This window comes from Mesorhizobium sp. B2-3-6, assembly GCF_006442305.1.
Taxonomy (GTDB): Bacteria; Pseudomonadota; Alphaproteobacteria; order Rhizobiales; family Rhizobiaceae; genus Mesorhizobium.
Window position 1 is genome coordinate 702,204 of the sequence record NZ_VFVW01000002.1, and the last position, 17,114, is coordinate 719,317.

A 17,114-nucleotide genomic window follows, 5' to 3' on the forward strand; every position below is an offset into this window, starting at 1 on the left:
ATGACGATGATCTTCGGCATCCCCATCCAGGCCTTTCTCGGGCAGTTGCTGGTCGGGCTGATCAACGGTTCCTTCTATGCGATGCTGAGCCTTGGCCTCGCCGTCATCTTCGGCCTGCTGCGCATCATCAATTTCGCCCACGGCGCGCTCTACATGCTGGGCGCCTTCATCGGTTATCTGCTGCTTGTCCATCTCGGCATCGGCTATTGGCCGGCGCTGATCCTGGTGCCGCTCGCCGTCGGGCTGTTCGGCATTGCGGTCGAGCGTGCAGCGCTCTCGCGGCTCTACCAGCTCGACCCTCTCTACGGCCTGCTCTTCACTTTCGGCCTGGCCTTGGTCATCGAGGGCGTCTTCCGTTATTATTACGGCGTCTCGGGAAATCCCTATGCGGTGCCGGCGCTACTTGCGGGCGGCACCAATCTCGGCTTCATGTTCCTGCCCAACTATCGCGGCTGGGTGGTGCTGGCATCGCTTCTCGTCTGCCTGGGCACATGGCTTTTGATCGAGAAGACCAGGCTTGGCTCCTATCTGCGCGCCGCGACCGAAAATCCAGAACTGGTCCAGGCTTTCGGCGTCAACGTGCCACTGCTTTTGACACTCACCTATGGACTGGGTGCGGCACTTGCCGGTCTTGCCGGGATCCTAGCGGCTCCCGTCTACCAGGTCAGTCCGCTGATGGGGTCGGATCTGATCATCGTCGTCTTCGCCGTCGTCGTGGTCGGCGGCATGGGCTCGATCCTGGGCGCCATCGTCACCGGCTACATGCTCGGCCTCGCCGAGGGCCTAACCAAGGTGTTCTATCCCGAGGCGTCGAACCTTGTCGTCTTCGTCATCATGGCGATCGTGCTTCTACTGCGGCCGGCCGGCCTGTTCGGAAGGGACGCCTGAGATGAGCGAGCTGACGCTTCACGAAAAGCGCGCCGCGGCCTCCGTGCGGCTGGAACGCGCGCTGGTGGCGCTGGCGGTATTGGCGCTCATCGCCGCGCCGTTCTTCGTCTACCCGTTCTTCCTTATGAAGATGCTGTGCTTTGCGCTGTTTGCCTGCGCCTTCAACCTGTTGCTCGGCTACACCGGCCTGTTGTCCTTCGGCCACGCGACCTTCTTCGGTGGCGCCGCCTATTTCTGCGCGCATGCCGTCAAGGTATGGGGCTGGCCGCCAGAGGCAGGCATTCTGCTGGGTACCGCCGGCGCGGGCCTGCTCGGGCTGGTCATGGGCTTCTTCGCTATCCGCCGGCAAGGCATCTATTTCGCCATGATCACGCTGGCGCTGGCGCAGATGTTCTTCTTCTTCTGCGTGCAGGCACCGTTCACGCAAGGCGAGGACGGCATCCAGGGCGTTCCGCGCGGCAACCTCTTCGGCATCATCGATTTGAACGCCACGGTCAACATGTACTATGTCGTGCTGGCCATCTTCCTGATCGGCGTCTTCGCCATTTGGCGGATCGTCAACTCGCCCTTCGGCATGATCCTGCGCTCGATCCGCGAGAACGAGAACCGCGCCATCTCGCTCGGCTATTCCGTCGCCAGGTATAAGCTCGCCGCTTTCGTCATGTCGGCCGCACTTGCGGGGCTTGCCGGCGCGGTCAAGGCAATCGTGTTCCAGTTCGCGACGCTCACCGACGTGACATGGCAGATGTCGGGCGAGGTGATCCTGATGTCGCTGCTTGGCGGCATCGGTACCATGGTCGGGCCGGTCGTCGGCGCCGGCTTCGTCGTCGGCCTTGAAAACACACTCGCCACCTCAGGCTTTCCGGTGACCATCGCCACCGGCCTGATATTCATGGTCTGCGTGCTCGTCTTCCGGCGCGGCATCGTCGGCGAATTCCATGCGCGGTTGCCCAGGCCGGCGGACGGTGCAAGTGGTTGATATTCATCCCGTGGCCGATCTCCCTGCTGTCTCCAGCCATGTGGTGGGCAGTCCAGTGAGCAACCGGGAATGCAGCCTGGATGTTTATCGAAGCGCCTGCTTTACAGGCAGGTTTGGTAGCGCTACCGTCTCCGTATCGCGTGACCACATGAAGGTTGGAGGGCCGTCGCCGGGAGAGGTCAGCGGTTCCTTCGAAGAGACGTCGCGGGAATCGTTCGGGAGGAGGATCGATGGCGTCTGTCGCGATTAGCGAGGTTCACAAATCATTCGGGACCGTCGAGGTTCTGCACGGCGTCAGCGTGAACATCGACGATGGCGAATTCGTCACGCTGGTCGGGCCGTCGGGTTGCGGGAAATCAACCCTGCTCAGGATGATCGCGGGCCTGGAAAAGATTTCGCGGGGCGAGATTGCGATTGGCGAACGTGTCGTCAACAACGTTGCGCCGAAGGAACGCGACGTCGCTATGGTCTTCCAGAACTATGCGCTCTACCCGCATATGACCGTCGCCGAGAACATGGCATTCTCGCTCATGCTCAAGGGCGTTTCGAAGGCTGAGAGCGGCGCCGGTGTTCAGCGCGCTGCGGAAATTCTGGGGCTGGTGCCGCTGTTGGCGCGCTATCCCCGCCAGCTTTCCGGCGGACAGCGCCAGCGGGTTGCCATGGGGCGGGCGATCGTGCGCGATCCGGCGGTTTTCCTGTTCGACGAACCGCTGTCCAATCTTGACGCCAAGCTCAGGGTGCAGATGCGCGCCGAGATCAAGGAACTGCACCAGCGCCTGAAAACCACGACGGTCTATGTTACCCACGACCAGATCGAAGCCATGACCATGGCGGACAAGATCGTGGTCATGCATGACGGCATCGTCGAGCAGATCGGGCCGCCGCTGGAACTCTACGACAGGCCGGACAATCTCTTCGTCGCCAGTTTCATCGGCTCGCCCGCCATGAATTTGCTGCGGGGCGAAATCGCGACGAACGGGTCGCCGTCCTTTCGGGGCGCGGGCGGAATTTCCGTGCCGTTGGACGCAGCATCGTCCGTCAAAGGCGGCGAGCCGGTGGTGCTGGGCATACGGCCCGAGCATTTGCGGCTGTCCGATCAGGGCATTGCGGTCACCATCGCGGTGATCGAGCCGACCGGGTCGGAGGTACAGCTCATCGGCCGGACAGCCGGCGGTGAAGAGATCGTGGCCAACTTTCGGGAACGTCATTCCTTCACGCCGGGCGAAACCATCCGGCTCACCGCCGAACCCGGGCTCATTCATCTCTTCCACGGCGAAACCGGGCAGCGGCTTCAAACGCGCAGCAAGCTGTAGAGACCAAAGGGCAAGAGAAACAAACAGGAGGAACGAGCATGAAATTCACCAGACGTGACGTGATCCGCACGACGGCCGGCGCTGCTGCCGGCGTTTTGGGAAGCCGCTTCGCCGGCTCCCCGGCATTCGCCCAGGAGGGGCTGAAGTACAAGCCGGAGGACGGTGCGAAGCTCAGGCTGCTGCGCTGGTCGCCTTTCGTGCAGGGCGACGAGGACCAGTGGCTGAAAAACACCAAGCGGTTCACCGAAGCGACGGGCGTGGAGGTACGTGTCGACAAGGAAAGCTGGGAAGACATTCGCCCCAAGGCAGCGGTCGCCGCCAATGTCGGTTCAGGTCCGGATCTGATGTTCGTCTGGTTCGACGACCCGCATCAGTATCCCGACAAGCTGCACGACGTGACGGAACTGGGCGAGTATCTGGGCTCGAAATACGGCGGCTGGCACGACGGACCAAAGCAATATGCGACCCGGGAAGGCAAATTCATCGGCCTGCCGCTCGCCACCATCGGAAATGCCATCGTCTATCGGGAAAGCTGGGTGAAAGAGGCCGGCTTTTCGGAGTTCCCCAAGGACACGAAAGGCTTCCTCGAACTTTGCAAGGCCCTGCAGGCGAAGGGGCATCCGGCCGGCTTCACGCACGGCCATGGTGTCGGCGACGGCAACAACTACGCGCACTGGCTGCTGTGGAGCCATGGCGGCCAGATGGTCGACGAGAGCGGCAAGGTGACGATCAACAGCCCCGAGACCCTCAAGGCGATCGAATACGCGCAGGAACTCTACAAGACTTTTATTCCAGGCACCGAAAGCTGGCTCGACGTCAACAACAATCGCGCCTTCCTGGCCGGCGAACTCAGTGTGATCGCCAATGGCATTTCCGCCTACAACACGGCCAAGATCAACAAGGACAATGATCCGAAGCTGGCGGAAATGGCCAAAGACATACGCACCACCAACCTGCCGATCGGTCCTGTCGGCAAATCCGTCGAACTGTTCCAGGTGACCACAGCCGTCATCTTCGACTACACGCCCTACCCCAACGCGGCCAAAGCCTATCTGCAATTCATGTTCGAGGACCCGCAAATGCCAGATTGGATCACCTCCTCGGCGGGCTACTGCTGCCAGACGCTCAAGGCGTTCGACAACAATCCGGTGTGGACAGCCGATCCGAACAATGCCGCTTACGCCAAGGCTTCGGCGACGCTGCGGCCCAACGGCTATGCCGGGCCGCTCGGCTATGCCTCGGCGGCGACCATGGCCGACTATGTCCTGGTCGACATGTTCGCCAAGGCCGTCACGGGGCAGGCCACGCCCCAGGAGGCAATGGAAGAGGCGGAGAAGCGCGCAAACCGGTATTATCGCGTTTGATCCATGCCAGCTGAGCCTGGCGGCTCTGCCCCGCGCTATCCGACCCTCCGGAAGCGCAGGGCGGCCGCCAGGCCGATCAACGAGACCCTTGCAGGGAGCCCGCCCCATGGCCGTGCCGTCCGTCGCCGCTCAGCCGCGTTCCTCGATGCTGTCGCGCCTGGCCGAGAGCAGGAACGCGCTTGGCTTCGGCTTCATGCTGCCGGCGGCGGCATTGCTGCTTGTCTTCCTGACCTATCCGCTTGGGCTCGGCGTCTGGCTCGGCTTCACCGATGCCCGCATCGGCCGTCCCGGCATCTTCATCGGCATCGAGAACTATGAATATCTGTGGAGCGACGCCGTCTTCTGGCTCTCCGTCTTCAACACCCTGCTCTACACCGTCAGCGCCTCGATCCTGAAATTCGCGCTCGGCCTCTGGCTGGCGCTCATCCTCAACCAGAACCTTCCCTTCAAATCGTTCTTCCGCGCGATTGTCCTGTTGCCGTGGGTGGTGCCGACGGTGCTGTCGGCCATCGCCTTCTGGTGGATTTACGATTCGCAGTTCTCGATCCTGTCCTGGGCACTCCAGCAGATGGGGCTGATCGACCATCGCATCAATTTCCTCGGCGATCCGGAGAACGCGCGTGCTTCGGTGATCGCGGCCAATGTCTGGCGCGGCATCCCTTTCGTAGCCATCACGCTGCTTGCCGGCTTGCAGACAATCCCCCAATCGCTTTACGAGGCCGCCACGCTCGACGGCGCCAGCCGCTGGCAATTGTTTCGCCATGTGACGCTGCCGCTGCTCACCCCCATCATCGCGATCACGATGACGTTCTCGGTGCTGTTCACCTTCACGGATTTCCAGCTGATCTATGTGCTGACCCGCGGCGGACCGGTAAATGCCACCCATCTGATGGCGACGCTGTCGTTCCAGCGCGGCATTTCGGGCGGCCAGCTCGGCGAGGGCGCCGCGATCGCGGTCGCCATGATCCCATTCCTCCTTGCCGCGATCCTGTTCAGTTATTTCGGCTTGCAGCGCCGCAAATGGCAGCAGGGGGGCGGAGACTGACATGGCTGCCACCAGGAAGACAAAACAGCCGCAGCTCGACGAAGGCGGCATGGGCTATTTGCAGAGCGTGCCGCGCCGTGTGGTGACGGTCTATCTCCCCCTGCTCGTGTTCGTCATCGTGCTCTTGTTCCCGTTCTACTGGATGACGATCACAGCGGTTAAGCCCAATGTCGAAATGACCGACTATGCCAATTTCAACCCGCTCTGGGTCGTGCATCCGACATTGGAGCACATCCGCTATCTTCTCTTCGAGACGTCCTATCCGGGCTGGCTGCTCAACACGATCATCATTTCGACCGCCGCCACTTTCCTGTCGCTGGTGGCGTCGGTTTTCGCGGCCTATGCGATCGAGCGGCTGCGGTTCTCCGGGGCACGGCAGGTCGGCCTCGCGGTGTTCCTCGCCTATCTCGTGCCGCCCTCGATACTGTTCATCCCCTTGTCGGTGATGGTGTTCAACCTCGGGCTTTACGACACACCCTTCGCGCTCATCCTCACCTACCCGACCTTCCTGATCCCCTTCTGCACCTGGCTGCTGATGGGTTACTTCCGCTCCATCCCGTTCGAACTGGAAGAATGTGCGCTCATAGACGGGGCAAGCCGCTGGCAGATCCTGAGCAAGATCGTGCTGCCCCTGTCGGTGCCAGGCCTGATCTCGGCGGGCATATTCGCATTCACCCTGTCATGGAACGAGTTCATCTATGCCTTGACGTTCATCCAGTCGTCCGAAAACAAGACCGTGCCGGTCGGGGTGCTCACCGAACTCGTCCGCTCCGACGTCTATGAGTGGGGTGCCCTGATGGCGGGCGCGCTGATCGGATCCCTGCCGGTCGTCGTGCTTTATTCGTTCTTCGTCGAGCACTATGTCTCCTCGATGACCGGCGCGGTGAAGGAATAGCGCCGCCCCGATGCCGCGGGCGCTTTTCCTGGAATGCCCTAGCCCAGGCTTTTGCCGTAGCGGGCAAAGCTTTCGGCCAGGACGGTCGTGCTCGCACCGGCCCGTTCGGGCCGTTTGTAGATGCCGCCTTCGACGCGGATCGGCTCCTCGAAGTGATCCTTGATCCAGGGGATGTATTCGAGGATCGTCGATGCAGGATGCCAGTAGCTCAGATGCACATGCACCTGGCTCATCTCCCCTGCATGCGGAACGACGGGAAGCCGATGCGCCAGTGCCAGGTCCGCGACCTGGATGTATTCGGTTATTCCTCCGAGCCGCGTGACGTCCGGCTGGACGTAGGCGACGGCTCCTGCATCGACAAAGGAGCGGAACGCGTCGATCGTGTAGAGCTGCTCGCCGAGCGCGATCGGGATCGATGTATTGCGCGCGAGCGTGGCGTGGCTGGCGACATCGTCATACCAGAGCGGCTCCTCGAACCAGTAGATATCGAGGTCGCGCGCCAGCGCGCAGAACCGCTGGCAGGTCGGAAGATCCCACTTGCCGTTGCCGTCGATTGCGATCCGGATCCTTGGTCCGACACGTTTGCGCACAGCCGCCAGGCGCTCGACGTCGACATTTGGGTCGTCATGGCCGACCTTGATCTTGATGCGTGTGAATCCATCCTCCTCGACGGCTTTCGCGGAGCCGCGCAGCAACGTGTCCAGATCGAACGAAATCCAGCCGATATCGGTATTGTAGGCCTCCAGGGCATCGGTGCGCGCGCCGCCGAGATAACTCCACAGCGGCAGGCCCGCCCGTTTCGCCTTCATATCCCACAACGCGATATCGATTGCGGCCAGCGCCAGATGCGTGATGCCGGCCCGACCGACCCATTGAAGCGAAGGATGGCGCGCAAGCCTGGTCCATAGACGCTGATGATCCGAGGCGTCTTCGCCTACCAGAAGCGGCGCGTAACACTCGCCGATGCAGGACGTTATCAGCCGGTCGGCGGCCAGATGGGCATGCGTGCCGGTGAAGCCATAACCTTCCAGCCCGTCCGTGGTGACGATCTTCGTACCTACGACACCCCAATGGGTGATGCTGTGGGTCGAGTCCGAAATGGAGTCCGAGGTGAGTGGAAGATGGAGAATAAACGGGCGGACGGAGGCGATTTTCATCTATGACCCTTGGCGGATATGAATTTGTCAATGAAGGAGCTGCGAGAGGAATTCGCGTGCACGCTGATGCTTCGGGGCTGCGAAGAACTCCTTCGGCGTGGCCTCCTCGAGTATCCGGCCCTTGTCCATGAAGACGACCCGATCGGCCACCTGGCTGGCGAAACCCATTTCGTGCGTCACGCAGATCATCGTCATGCCTTCGGATGCCAGCGAGACCATGGTGTCTAGCACTTCCTTGACCATTTCCGGATCGAGAGCCGAGGTCGGTTCATCGAAGAGCATGATCTTGGGCTGCATGCAGAGCGCGCGGGCGATCGCGACGCGCTGCTGCTGGCCGCCGGAAAGCTGGGACGGATACTTGTCCGCCTGATCTGCGATCCGTACCTTGTGCAACATCTCCAGCGCTCTCTCCGAAGCGTCCTTGCGGGATTTTCCGAGCACGCGGACGGGCGCCAGCGTACAGTTCTCGATCACCTTGAGATGCGGGAAGAGGTTGAACTGCTGGAACACCATGCCGATGTCCCGGCGCGGAACCATACGTCCGTGGGACTTCTCGACCAGCGGTTTGCCGTCGATTTCCACCGAGCCTTGCTGCAGGTCTTCCAAGCCGTTGATGCAGCGGATCAAGGTCGACTTGCCTGAGCCCGACGGCCCGCAGACGACAATCTTTTCGCCCTTCGCCACCTCAAGGCTGACGTGATCGAGCGCCTGAAACCCGCCGAACATCTTCACCGCGTCGCGCAGTTTCACAAAGGCGCTGCCGTTGGCGTCCATGAATTCCTCCTTGTTGCGAGGTTGACTTGTAACCCGAAAGATCGAAATCAGAAAATAAAAAATTTTCTATTTTTAATTTTTCTGTTGCACCGAGCCGGAACCTGACCGATGCTTGGGCCATGAGCATGATCAAGACAACATTGGCCGAGCAGGCCTACCAGGAGCTGCGGTCGCGGATCGTCGGCGGCAGGCTGGCAGGCGGGCAACGCCTGTTGCCAAACGAATTGGCGGCGGAACTGGGCATCAGTCCCACGCCTGTCAAGGAAGCCTGCCTGCGGCTGGAGGCGGACGGGCTTCTCGTCAATTCCTCGCGGCGCGGCATGGTGGTCCGCAGCTTCAACGAGGAAGCCGTCGAGGAATTATACGCGGCCAGGACACTGCTCGAGAAAGGGGCCGTGGAAGCAGCCTTCGACGCAGGACGGCTCGATGAGGCGCTGCGGGTGAAGCTCCAGGACAGCCTCGAAAACCACAGGCGCTTCGCCAAAGGGTCGTCGCTCGACGATCTGGCGAAGGCGCTCTCCCATGACCGGGCCTTCCACAGTTCGCTCGTCGGCGCCGCGGGGATACCGATGATCTCCGAGGTCCACTCCCGCATTGTCGGCCAGACGCATACGGTCTTCGTCTCGATTCCAGGCGATTACAGCCGCTCGGTCGAGGAGCACCAAAATATTCTCGATGCCATCATCGCCGGCAAGAAGAGCCAGATCCTCGCGGCGCTGCAGCGACATCTCGAGAGAAGCCGGCAGAACACCTTGCGCCAGGTGAAAGTCCTTGCGCGAGCGATCGAACCGAACCTTGTTTAAAGACCGGGGACGAGTGTGGAGTACCTAGATTTTTCCGGGACATTCGCGCGCGGCGACCTGTTCGTGCACGCCGCCATGCTGACCGTCGGCCTGTCGGCCGCCGCGCTGGTTCTGGGCATGTGCGTCGGCATCGTCGGCGCCCTGATGAGACTTTCGAGCTCGAAAGTCCTCTCCTCAATCGCGGCCGCCTATGTGGAGATCATCCGCAACACGCCGTTTCTGGTGCAGATCTACATCGTCTATTTCGGCCTGCCCTCGGTCGGCATCCGCATTTCCGAAGTGACGGCGGCCATCCTCTCCCTGACGCTCTACGCGGGCGCCTATATCACCGAGATCGTCCGTGCCGGCATCCAGACGATCGGCAAGGGACAGCGGGAGGCGGCGCACACGCTTGGCATGTCACCGTATCTCACCTTCCGCTATGTCGTTCTGCTGCCGGCGATTTCAGCGATCTTCCCGGCACTGACCAGCCAGTTCATCCTGATCATGCTGGCGTCCAGCGTCGTTTCCGTCATCTCCGTCCCGGAACTGACCGGCGTCGCCAATGATGTGCAGGGCCTGACCTTCCGAAGCCTGGAAGCCTATCTCGTGGTCGCGGCCATCTACCTTGTCCTGACGGCTGTATTCAAAGGCGTCTTCGCACTGATTGACCGTGCCCTCTTCTCCTTCCGCTTTGCAGGGCGATGACGATGTTCCAGACATTCAACCTCCATCATGTCGGGTTTCTGCTGCAATGTGCGACGTGGACGGTCGTCCTCTCGGGAATTGCGCTTGCAGGCGGCGCCATCGGCGGATCGATTATCGCCCTCATGCGCCTCTCCCGCTTCGCCTGGATGCGCTGGATCGCACAGGCCTATATCTATGTCATCCAGGGAACGCCCCTGCTCGTCATTCTCTTCATCGCCTATTTCGGCGTCGCCAATCTCGGCTATGACCTTCCGGCGATCTACGCGGCCGGCCTTGGATTTACGCTCTACAGCAGCGCGTTCCTCGGCGAGATCTGGCGCGGGTCGATCCAGTCGATCAACAAGGGGCAATGGGAAGCGTCGTTCGTGCTGGCGCTTGGCTGGCGGCACACGATGACCGACGTCATCATCCCGCAGGCGCTTCGCGTCGCCATTCCTCCGACGGTCGGCTTCTCCGTTCAGGTCGTCAAGAACACCGCGCTTGCTTCGGTCGTCGGCTTTATCGAACTGACGAGAGCAGGACAGATCGTCTCCAGCGCCACGTTCCAGCCGCTGCCCGTCTATCTGACGGTCGCGGCCATCTACTTCGGCATCTGCTCCATACTGTCCCATGCCAGCCGCCGCCTGGAGCGCCGCCTGCAGCAGGCAGCCAACTGAAGATCCGGTTCATCACACCAGGGAGGAAAGTATCATGCTATTGAAGAGACTTGCTGTCGGGCTCGCCGCCATGCTGGCGATGATATTGCCCGCGAAGGCCGAGAGCACGCTGGACGCCATCGTACAGCGCGGCACCATCAATGTCGGCGTCGGCCTTGGAACGCCGCCTTATGGCCTGATGGACAGCAGCATGCAGCCCGACGGCTATGACGTGTCCGTGGCAAAGGCAATCGCCCGCGATCTCGGCGTCAAGGTCAACATCGTCGACACGACGGCAGCCAACCGCATCCCGAACCTGACTTCGGGCAAGCTCGACATCGTGATCTATTCGTTCTCGATCACGGCCGAGCGCGCCAAGGCCATCGCGTTCACCAACACGTACTATGTCGACCAGCAGGTCTATGTCGGTCCCGCCGACCAGCCGATCACCAAGATCGAGGATCTGGCCGGCAGGAAGATCGGCGTGACGCGGGCCAGCACGAACGACATCGTCATGACCAAAAAGGCCGTCGAAGGCGCACAGATCCAGCGCTATGACGATGACGCGTCGACATCCCAGGCGCTGTTCGCAGGTCAGGTCGAAGGCATCGTGACCAGCGGCGCGCTTGCCCGCGCCGTCGAGGAGCACGACCCGAACCTCAAGAAGCAGTTCGTCGTGGCGCAGGCGCCGATGGGCATAGGCCTGCGCCGCAACGACCCGGACTTCCTGCACTGGCTGAACACGGAGCTCTTCATGCTCCAGTCTACAGGTGAGCTGCAGGCCCTGCAGAAAAAATGGATGGGTGTCGAAGTCGACCTGCCCCGCTTCTGAGAATGACTGGATCCGGGACTTCCCCGGATCCACACATGCCGCTGCGATCGTTTTATCGAAGGTTTTTCCATGAAAATCACGGATGTGAAGGTGCGCTGCTGCCAGCGCAAACCAGGCGATTTTGCCGCCAGCGCGTTTCGAACCGGGGATTTCGCGAAGTTCGAATTTCTCACCGTCACCATGGCGACGGATACCGGGCTCGAGGCAACCGCCTTCGGGTTCGCCGGTCGTTCGGCGGCGGGCGCCGGCAGGCTGATTGCCGACACGCTGCGTCCGTTCTTCATCGGCCGTGACCCGCTCGACCGGGAAAAGGCATGGCACGATTTCCGGGTGGCCGACCGCTGGTGGGGCCACTTGCCGATCTATGCCTACGGACCATTCGACACCTGCCTCTGGCTGCTGTCGGCCACCGCCGCCGGGCAGCCTCTCTACAAATATCTCGGCGCCTTCCGCGAACGCGTGCCGGTCTATGGCAGCTCGATGATCCTGTCGGGGCCGCAGGACTATGTGAAAGAGGCGCTGCGCGCCAAAGCCGAAGGGTTGCGGGCCTACAAGCTCCATACACCGGGACTCGACCTCGACTACGACATCGACGTCCATCGCCAGGTCCGCGCCGCCGTCGGGCCGGATTTCACGCTGATGTCGGACCCGGTCTCGATGTTCAATCTCGAGCAGTCGATCCGCTTCGGCCGCGAGCTGGAAAGGCTCGACTTCTACTGGCTGGAAGAGCCTTTATACGACGAGGACGTGCATTCGCTGCGGGAGCTCGCCCGCACCCTCGAAATCCCGCTCGTCGGGACAGAAGTCCTTGCGAAGCACCCTTACAGCATCGCCGAATGCATCTCGACGCGTGTCGTCGATCGCGTCCGGGCAGACGTTTCCTGGACGGGCGGCGTCACGGGCGTCATGAAGACGGCCCGCCTCGCCGAAGCCTTCGGCGTCAATTGCGAGATCCATACCGCCATCTTCCACCCGATGGAGATCGTCAACCTGCATTGCGCCGCGGCGATCAAGAACTGCGACTTCTTCGAAGTGCTCTATCCAATGGAGAACTTCGCCTTCGGCCTCAAGCAGCCGCTGCCGATCAAGGACGGCTACGCCGCGCCGCCGTCAGCCCCCGGCCTCGGGGTCGAGATCGACTGGGATGCCATCGACAACAGCACGATCTGTGAGGCCTGAGCGCCATGATGAAAGCTGTCTGCCTCGAGGAACCCGGCAAGATCTCGCTGGTCGAATTGCCCGAACCAAAACCGGGCCCGGGCGAAGTCGCGGTGCGGATGGAGTATGTGGGGTATTGCGGTTCCGACCTGACGTCGTTTCGCGGCCTCAATCCGCTGATCTCCTACCCGCGCGTCCTGGGCCATGAAATCTCCGGCACCATCTCGGCGCTCGGCGACGGCGTCAGCGCGCTTGCGGTCGGCCAGTCCGTGACTATTCTTCCCTATTTCAATTGCGGCAGGTGCCATGCCTGCCGCCTTGGCAGGCCGAACGCCTGCAAGGACAACCGGACGATGGGCGTCCAGCGCGAGGGCGCGATGGCCTCGATCATCGTCGTTCCCGCGGGCAAGATCATTCCGGTCGAGGGCATGCGCCAGCGGGACCTCGCGCTGATCGAGCCGCTTGCCGTCGGCTTCCATGCCGTCCGCCGCTCCGAGCTTTCGGCTGGAGAAACCGTCGTCATCCTTGGCTGCGGCGTCATTGGGCTCGGCGCCTTGCTCGGCGCTGTCAGGCGGGGCTCACGCGTGATCGCAGTGGACCTTAGCGCCGACAAACTCGCCGTTGCCAAGGTGCTCGGCGCCACTGACACCATCGATGCGTCGCGCGAAGATGTCCTGGCGCATGTCCTGGAACTGACCAGTGGGGACGGTCCGCAGGTCGTCATCGAGGCGGTCGGCGCGGATGCGACCTTTCGGCAGGCGATCGATCTCGTGGCGTCCTGCGGCCGGGTCGTCTATGTCGGCTACGCCAAGAACAAGATCGCTTACGACACCAAGTTCTTCCTGCTCAAGGAGATGGATATCCGCGGGTCGCGCGGCTCCGAGATCGCCGATTTCCACGATGTTATCGGCTATCTGAAGCAACATCGGGACGCCGGCGACCGCATCGTCTCACGCGTCGTGCCAATCGAGGAAGCCGGTGCGGCCATGCAAGCCTGGGACAAGAACCCCGGAGGCTTCACCAAGATCGTCGTCCGGATCGAAGCGAAGGAAGACGCATGAGCATCAACGATATCTTCGGGCTGGAGGGGCAGCATGCGGTGGTGACCGGCGGCGGAAGCGGCCTCGGCCTTGCGATCGCCACCTGTTTCGTCGAAGCCGGCGCCAAGGTGACGATCGTCGGCACCAACGCCACGAAGCTCGCTTCCGCCTGCGAGACGCTGGGGCCTTCCGCCACGAGCCATGTCTTCGACGTGACCGACACTGCCGGTGCCACGGGTTTCGCCAGCGACGTGGCAAAAAAATCCGGACGCGTCTCGATCCTCGTCAACAATGCCGGCAACACGGTCAAGAAGCCGCTCGGCGAGATGAGCGTAGAGGCCTTCAATTCGGTGCTGAACGTCCATGTCGGCGGCGCCTTCGCCCTCTCGCGCGCCTTCCTGCCGCAGGTGACGGACGCAAAGGGCAGCATCCTTTTCACCGCCTCGATGAGCTCCTTCCTCGGCATTCCCAACGTGATTGGCTATTCGGCGGCGAAATCCGCCTATGTCGGCATGGTGAGGGCGCTGGCGACCGAACTTGCGCCTAGCGGGGTACGCGTCAACGGTGTGGCACCAGGCTGGATCGACACCGCGCTTCTACGCCAGGCCACCGCAGCCGATCCGGAAAGGGCGCGCAAGATCAACAGCCGCATTCCCATGGGTCGTTTCGGCGAGGGCGCCGATATCGGCTGGGCCATGACCTACCTCGCCTCACGCGCCTCAGCCTATGTGACCGGCCATATACTGGTGGTCGACGGCGGCGCGCTGCACGGCTTCTGACCACTATAGTTTTTCGAGGGAGAAAACAGATGACGACCGATACTGACAAGGCGATCTTCGAAGTCATCCGCAAGGAACTCTTCACGGCCGTCGTCGGCGACGTGCTTGATGTAATGGGTCACCGCCGGCAGTTCCTGCCGGCCGGGATCGCGCCGTTGCAGCCGGAGATGAAAGTCATCGGCCGCGCGATGCCGGTGCTGGAGGCGGACGTGTTTTCCGGCGGTTCGCCGGATGCGCACGGTCCGCTCGCGAACAAACCGTTCGGCCTCATGATGGAAGCGCTGGACAGCCTGACGGAGAACGATGTCTATATCGCCAGCGGCTCCTCCTTCCGCTACGCGCTGTGGGGCGGGCTGATGTCCACCAGGGCCCAGAAGCTGAAGGCTGCCGGCGCCGTCCTCAACGGCTATATCCGCGACTCCTGGGAAATCGAAGAGCTCGGCTTTTCGGTCTTCTCGCGCGGCATCTATGCCCAGGACCAGGGCCCGCGAGGGAAGGTGATCGACCATGGCTGCCCAATCGAGATCGAAGGCATCCTGGTATCGCCCGGCGACCTGATCTTCGGCGACCGCGAGGGCGTGCTTGTGATCCCGCGCGAGGCGGAAAAGGAAGCGATCGAGCGCGCGCTCGAGAAGGTCAGCACAGAGAACAAGGTCGCAACCGCGATCCGCGACGGCATGAGCGCCTGCGAAGCCTTCCGTACCTTCGGCGTCATGTGAGCCGACGATGGACGATCCTCGTCTGCTCCTGCTCTGCGATCACGACAATGTGCTGGTCGCCTGCCGGCGCATCGAAGCCGGTGAGACCATCATCGTCGGCGGCGAGCCGCGCATTCTGGTCAAGGCCGTGGAGCTCGGCCACAAGCTGGCGCGGCTGCCGATCGCCCCGGGGATGAAGGTCATCAAATACGGCGTCCCGATCGGCTCGGCGACGCGGTCGATCGGACCCGGCGAGCACGTCCATATTCACAATCTGAAGAGCGACTACACCAAAACGCACGTAATAGCGGAGACCGGATCATGACCGGCGAACAGTCCACCATCCTCGGCTATCTCAGGCCGGACGGTCGCAAGGGCATCCGCAACATTGTGGTCGTGGCCTATCTGGTAGAGTGCGCGCATCATGTCGGTCGCGAAATTGTCTCCCATTTCCGCGGCAGGGACGTGCATCTGATCGGCTTTCCAGGCTGCTTTCCCAATCCCTATGCGCAGCGGATGATGGAGCGTCTGTGTACGCATCCCAATGTCGCCGCGGTACTGCTGCTGTCACTGGGATGCGAAAGCTTCAACAAATTCTCGCTCGCCCGCACCGTCGAGGCAAGCGGACGGCCGGTGGCCACGCTGACGATCCAGGAAAACGGCGGTACTTTGTCGACGATTTCCGACGGCATCGAATGGGTCGGGCAACGCCTGCAAGAGCTGGGCGCGGTCGCGAGAGTGCCAATGGATGCGAGTGAACTTATCGTCGGCACGATCTGCGGCGGGTCGGACGGCACCAGCGGCATGACCGGCAACCCCGCCGCCGGCCTTGCCTTCGATCGGCTGGTCCGTGCGGGAGCAGCCTGTATTTTCGAGGAGACCGGCGAGCTGATCGGCTGCGAAGAGATCATGGCGAGCCGTGCCGTGACGCCTGAACTCGGCGTCGAGCTGCGCGCCTCCGTGGCAAAGGCAGCGCAATACTACGCGACGCTAGGCTATGGCAGTTTCGCTCCGGGCAATGCCGAGGGCGGCCTATCCACCATCGAGGAGAAATCGATGGGTGCCTATGCCAAATCGGGCTCGTCGCCGATTTCGGGCCTCATCAAGCCGGGCGACATTCCCCCTGGCGGCGGACTCTACCTGATGGATGTCGTGCCGGACGGGGACGTGCGTTTTGGCTTCCCCAACATCTCGGACAATGCCGAGATCGTGGAGCTCATCGCTTCCGGTTGTCACCTCACGCTCTTCGTCACCGGCCGCGGTTCGGTCTCGGGGTCGGCGGTCGCACCGGTCATAAAGATCTGCGCCAATCCCGAAACATACCGTCGCCTGTCGGGCGACATGGACGTCGATGCCGGACGTATCCTCGAAGGGGCCGCCACCTTGTCGGATGTCGGCGACGAAATCTTCAATCTGGTTCTTGCCGTCGCCAATGGCCATGCGACGAAATCCGAACAACTCGGGCACCGCGAATTCATCCTGACCTACAAGACTTTCGAACCGATCGGTCCCGCATGTCTGCCGGGCGCACAGCCAAAGGCTGGTCACCGAAGCTGAAGCTGCCGGCGTTTGCCGCATGCTTGCGAGCGTAGCTTGCGTCTGTGCTGAAGCTGCGCGATCCCCTTGACCCTGAGTAAGAGCAAATGCATGGCGGGCCGAACAATCTGGCGACAAGCTCACTCGTTTTGTTTGAAGCGCGGCACGCCGAAACGGATTCATGCGAGCCGCTTAGGTCTTGTTTTGCATGTCGCTACACTTGAACCGAGGTTGCTTGGGCAACGTGCATTGGAAACGAGGTGCGCAAAAAAGGGTCGCGGCAAACCAGCATTGGGCTGGCGGCTCGCAACCGCCTCACCCCCATGCGGACAATTCAAATCAGCGGGCCTGCGTAAGCCATACGCCGCTTCCTGATATCTGGGGGAAGCGTCTTCTCGTTTTGGCGAGGGTTCTGTTCCGCCGGCGCGAATGAGCTGCCTGCCTGGTCCGAAAAAAACAGCTTCCAGCGGCCCGGGCGGAACGCTACCCGGCTCTTCTGCGCCGCGGGATGGTCGACGGGCAGCTCGATCT

Annotated in this window: 18 protein-coding genes and 1 pseudogene; 16 read left to right on the plus strand and 3 right to left on the minus strand. The window is 62.0% G+C overall.

Going from position 1 to position 17,114, the window contains the following annotated elements:
- The 6 genes from FJ953_RS09035 (at nucleotide 1) to FJ953_RS09060 (ending at nucleotide 6,484) form a co-directional block, all read left to right on the plus strand.
- Entirely contained in the window at nucleotides 1-888 is an 888-nt protein-coding gene (locus tag FJ953_RS09035; protein WP_140514993.1) for a branched-chain amino acid ABC transporter permease, read from the plus strand.
- Between the two features lies 1 nt (nucleotide 889).
- Nucleotides 890-1,867: a branched-chain amino acid ABC transporter permease gene (locus FJ953_RS09040; protein ID WP_140623995.1), complete on the plus strand. Its 978-nt coding sequence runs from the start codon at nucleotides 890-892 to the stop codon at nucleotides 1,865-1,867.
- A 230-nt stretch (nucleotides 1,868-2,097) separates the two neighbouring features.
- Nucleotides 2,098-3,180, plus strand: a complete 1,083-nt coding sequence (gene ugpC / locus FJ953_RS09045; RefSeq protein WP_140524817.1) for a sn-glycerol-3-phosphate ABC transporter ATP-binding protein UgpC — start codon at nucleotides 2,098-2,100, stop codon at nucleotides 3,178-3,180.
- A 38-nt stretch (nucleotides 3,181-3,218) separates the two neighbouring features.
- Nucleotides 3,219-4,544: an ABC transporter substrate-binding protein gene (locus FJ953_RS09050; RefSeq protein ID WP_140498408.1), complete on the plus strand. Its 1,326-nt coding sequence runs from the start codon at nucleotides 3,219-3,221 to the stop codon at nucleotides 4,542-4,544.
- Between the two features lie 106 nt (nucleotides 4,545-4,650).
- A complete protein-coding gene (locus FJ953_RS09055) occupies nucleotides 4,651-5,589 on the plus strand; it encodes a sugar ABC transporter permease (protein WP_140498409.1) in 939 nt (312 codons plus the stop codon).
- Nucleotide 5,590: 1 nt separating this feature from the next.
- Nucleotides 5,591-6,484, plus strand: coding sequence for a carbohydrate ABC transporter permease (locus FJ953_RS09060; RefSeq protein WP_140498410.1), 894 nt, complete (start codon nucleotides 5,591-5,593; stop codon nucleotides 6,482-6,484).
- Between the two features lie 38 nt (nucleotides 6,485-6,522).
- Here the strand turns inward: FJ953_RS09060 and FJ953_RS09065 are convergent, their stop codons facing one another.
- Nucleotides 6,523-7,641: a mandelate racemase/muconate lactonizing enzyme family protein gene (locus FJ953_RS09065; RefSeq protein WP_140498411.1), complete on the minus strand. Its 1,119-nt coding sequence runs from the start codon at nucleotides 7,639-7,641 to the stop codon at nucleotides 6,523-6,525.
- Between the two features lie 27 nt (nucleotides 7,642-7,668).
- Complete coding sequence (locus FJ953_RS09070; protein WP_140498412.1) at nucleotides 7,669-8,415, minus strand: amino acid ABC transporter ATP-binding protein; 747 nt, start codon at nucleotides 8,413-8,415, stop codon at nucleotides 7,669-7,671.
- 119 nt (nucleotides 8,416-8,534) lie between these two features.
- On the opposite strand from FJ953_RS09070, the gene FJ953_RS09075 reads away from it, so the two are divergent.
- The 10 genes from FJ953_RS09075 to FJ953_RS09120 all read left to right on the plus strand — a co-directional run bounded on the left by FJ953_RS09075 (nucleotide 8,535) and on the right by FJ953_RS09120 (nucleotide 16,604).
- Nucleotides 8,535-9,218, plus strand: coding sequence for a GntR family transcriptional regulator (locus FJ953_RS09075; protein ID WP_140498413.1), 684 nt, complete (start codon nucleotides 8,535-8,537; stop codon nucleotides 9,216-9,218).
- A 15-nt stretch (nucleotides 9,219-9,233) separates the two neighbouring features.
- Nucleotides 9,234-9,905 carry an amino acid ABC transporter permease gene (locus FJ953_RS09080; RefSeq protein WP_140623997.1) on the plus strand — a complete coding sequence of 224 codons (672 nt, stop codon included), beginning with the start codon at nucleotides 9,234-9,236 and terminating at the stop codon, nucleotides 9,903-9,905.
- A 2-nt stretch (nucleotides 9,906-9,907) separates the two neighbouring features.
- A complete protein-coding gene (locus FJ953_RS09085; protein WP_140623999.1) occupies nucleotides 9,908-10,561 on the plus strand; it encodes an amino acid ABC transporter permease in 654 nt (217 codons plus the stop codon).
- Nucleotides 10,562-10,595: 34 nt separating this feature from the next.
- The gene (locus tag FJ953_RS09090; RefSeq protein ID WP_181171620.1) at nucleotides 10,596-11,372 is read left to right on the plus strand and encodes a transporter substrate-binding domain-containing protein; all 777 of its coding nucleotides are present in this window, start codon (nucleotides 10,596-10,598) and stop codon (nucleotides 11,370-11,372) included.
- A gap of 69 nt (nucleotides 11,373-11,441) precedes the next feature.
- On the plus strand, nucleotides 11,442-12,551 hold the full coding sequence (locus tag FJ953_RS09095) for an enolase C-terminal domain-like protein (RefSeq protein WP_140498417.1): 1,110 nt from the start codon (nucleotides 11,442-11,444) through the stop codon (nucleotides 12,549-12,551).
- 5 nt (nucleotides 12,552-12,556) lie between these two features.
- A complete protein-coding gene (locus tag FJ953_RS09100) occupies nucleotides 12,557-13,591 on the plus strand; it encodes a zinc-binding alcohol dehydrogenase family protein (protein WP_140498418.1) in 1,035 nt (344 codons plus the stop codon).
- A complete protein-coding gene (locus tag FJ953_RS09105) occupies nucleotides 13,588-14,349 on the plus strand; it encodes an SDR family oxidoreductase (protein WP_140624002.1) in 762 nt (253 codons plus the stop codon). Before FJ953_RS09100 ends, FJ953_RS09105 begins: the two co-directional genes overlap by 4 nt.
- A 29-nt stretch (nucleotides 14,350-14,378) precedes the next feature.
- A complete protein-coding gene (locus tag FJ953_RS09110) occupies nucleotides 14,379-15,068 on the plus strand; it encodes an RraA family protein (RefSeq protein WP_140624004.1) in 690 nt (229 codons plus the stop codon).
- A gap of 7 nt (nucleotides 15,069-15,075) precedes the next feature.
- The gene (locus tag FJ953_RS09115; protein ID WP_140560379.1) at nucleotides 15,076-15,372 is read left to right on the plus strand and encodes a UxaA family hydrolase; all 297 of its coding nucleotides are present in this window, start codon (nucleotides 15,076-15,078) and stop codon (nucleotides 15,370-15,372) included.
- Nucleotides 15,369-16,604, plus strand: coding sequence for a UxaA family hydrolase (locus FJ953_RS09120; protein WP_140624007.1), 1,236 nt, complete (start codon nucleotides 15,369-15,371; stop codon nucleotides 16,602-16,604). Before FJ953_RS09115 ends, FJ953_RS09120 begins: the two co-directional genes overlap by 4 nt.
- 313 nt (nucleotides 16,605-16,917) lie before the next feature.
- Here FJ953_RS09120 and FJ953_RS30665 read toward each other — a convergent pair.
- A pseudogene (locus FJ953_RS30665) lies at nucleotides 16,918-17,114 on the minus strand (hypothetical protein); the annotation flags it as partial.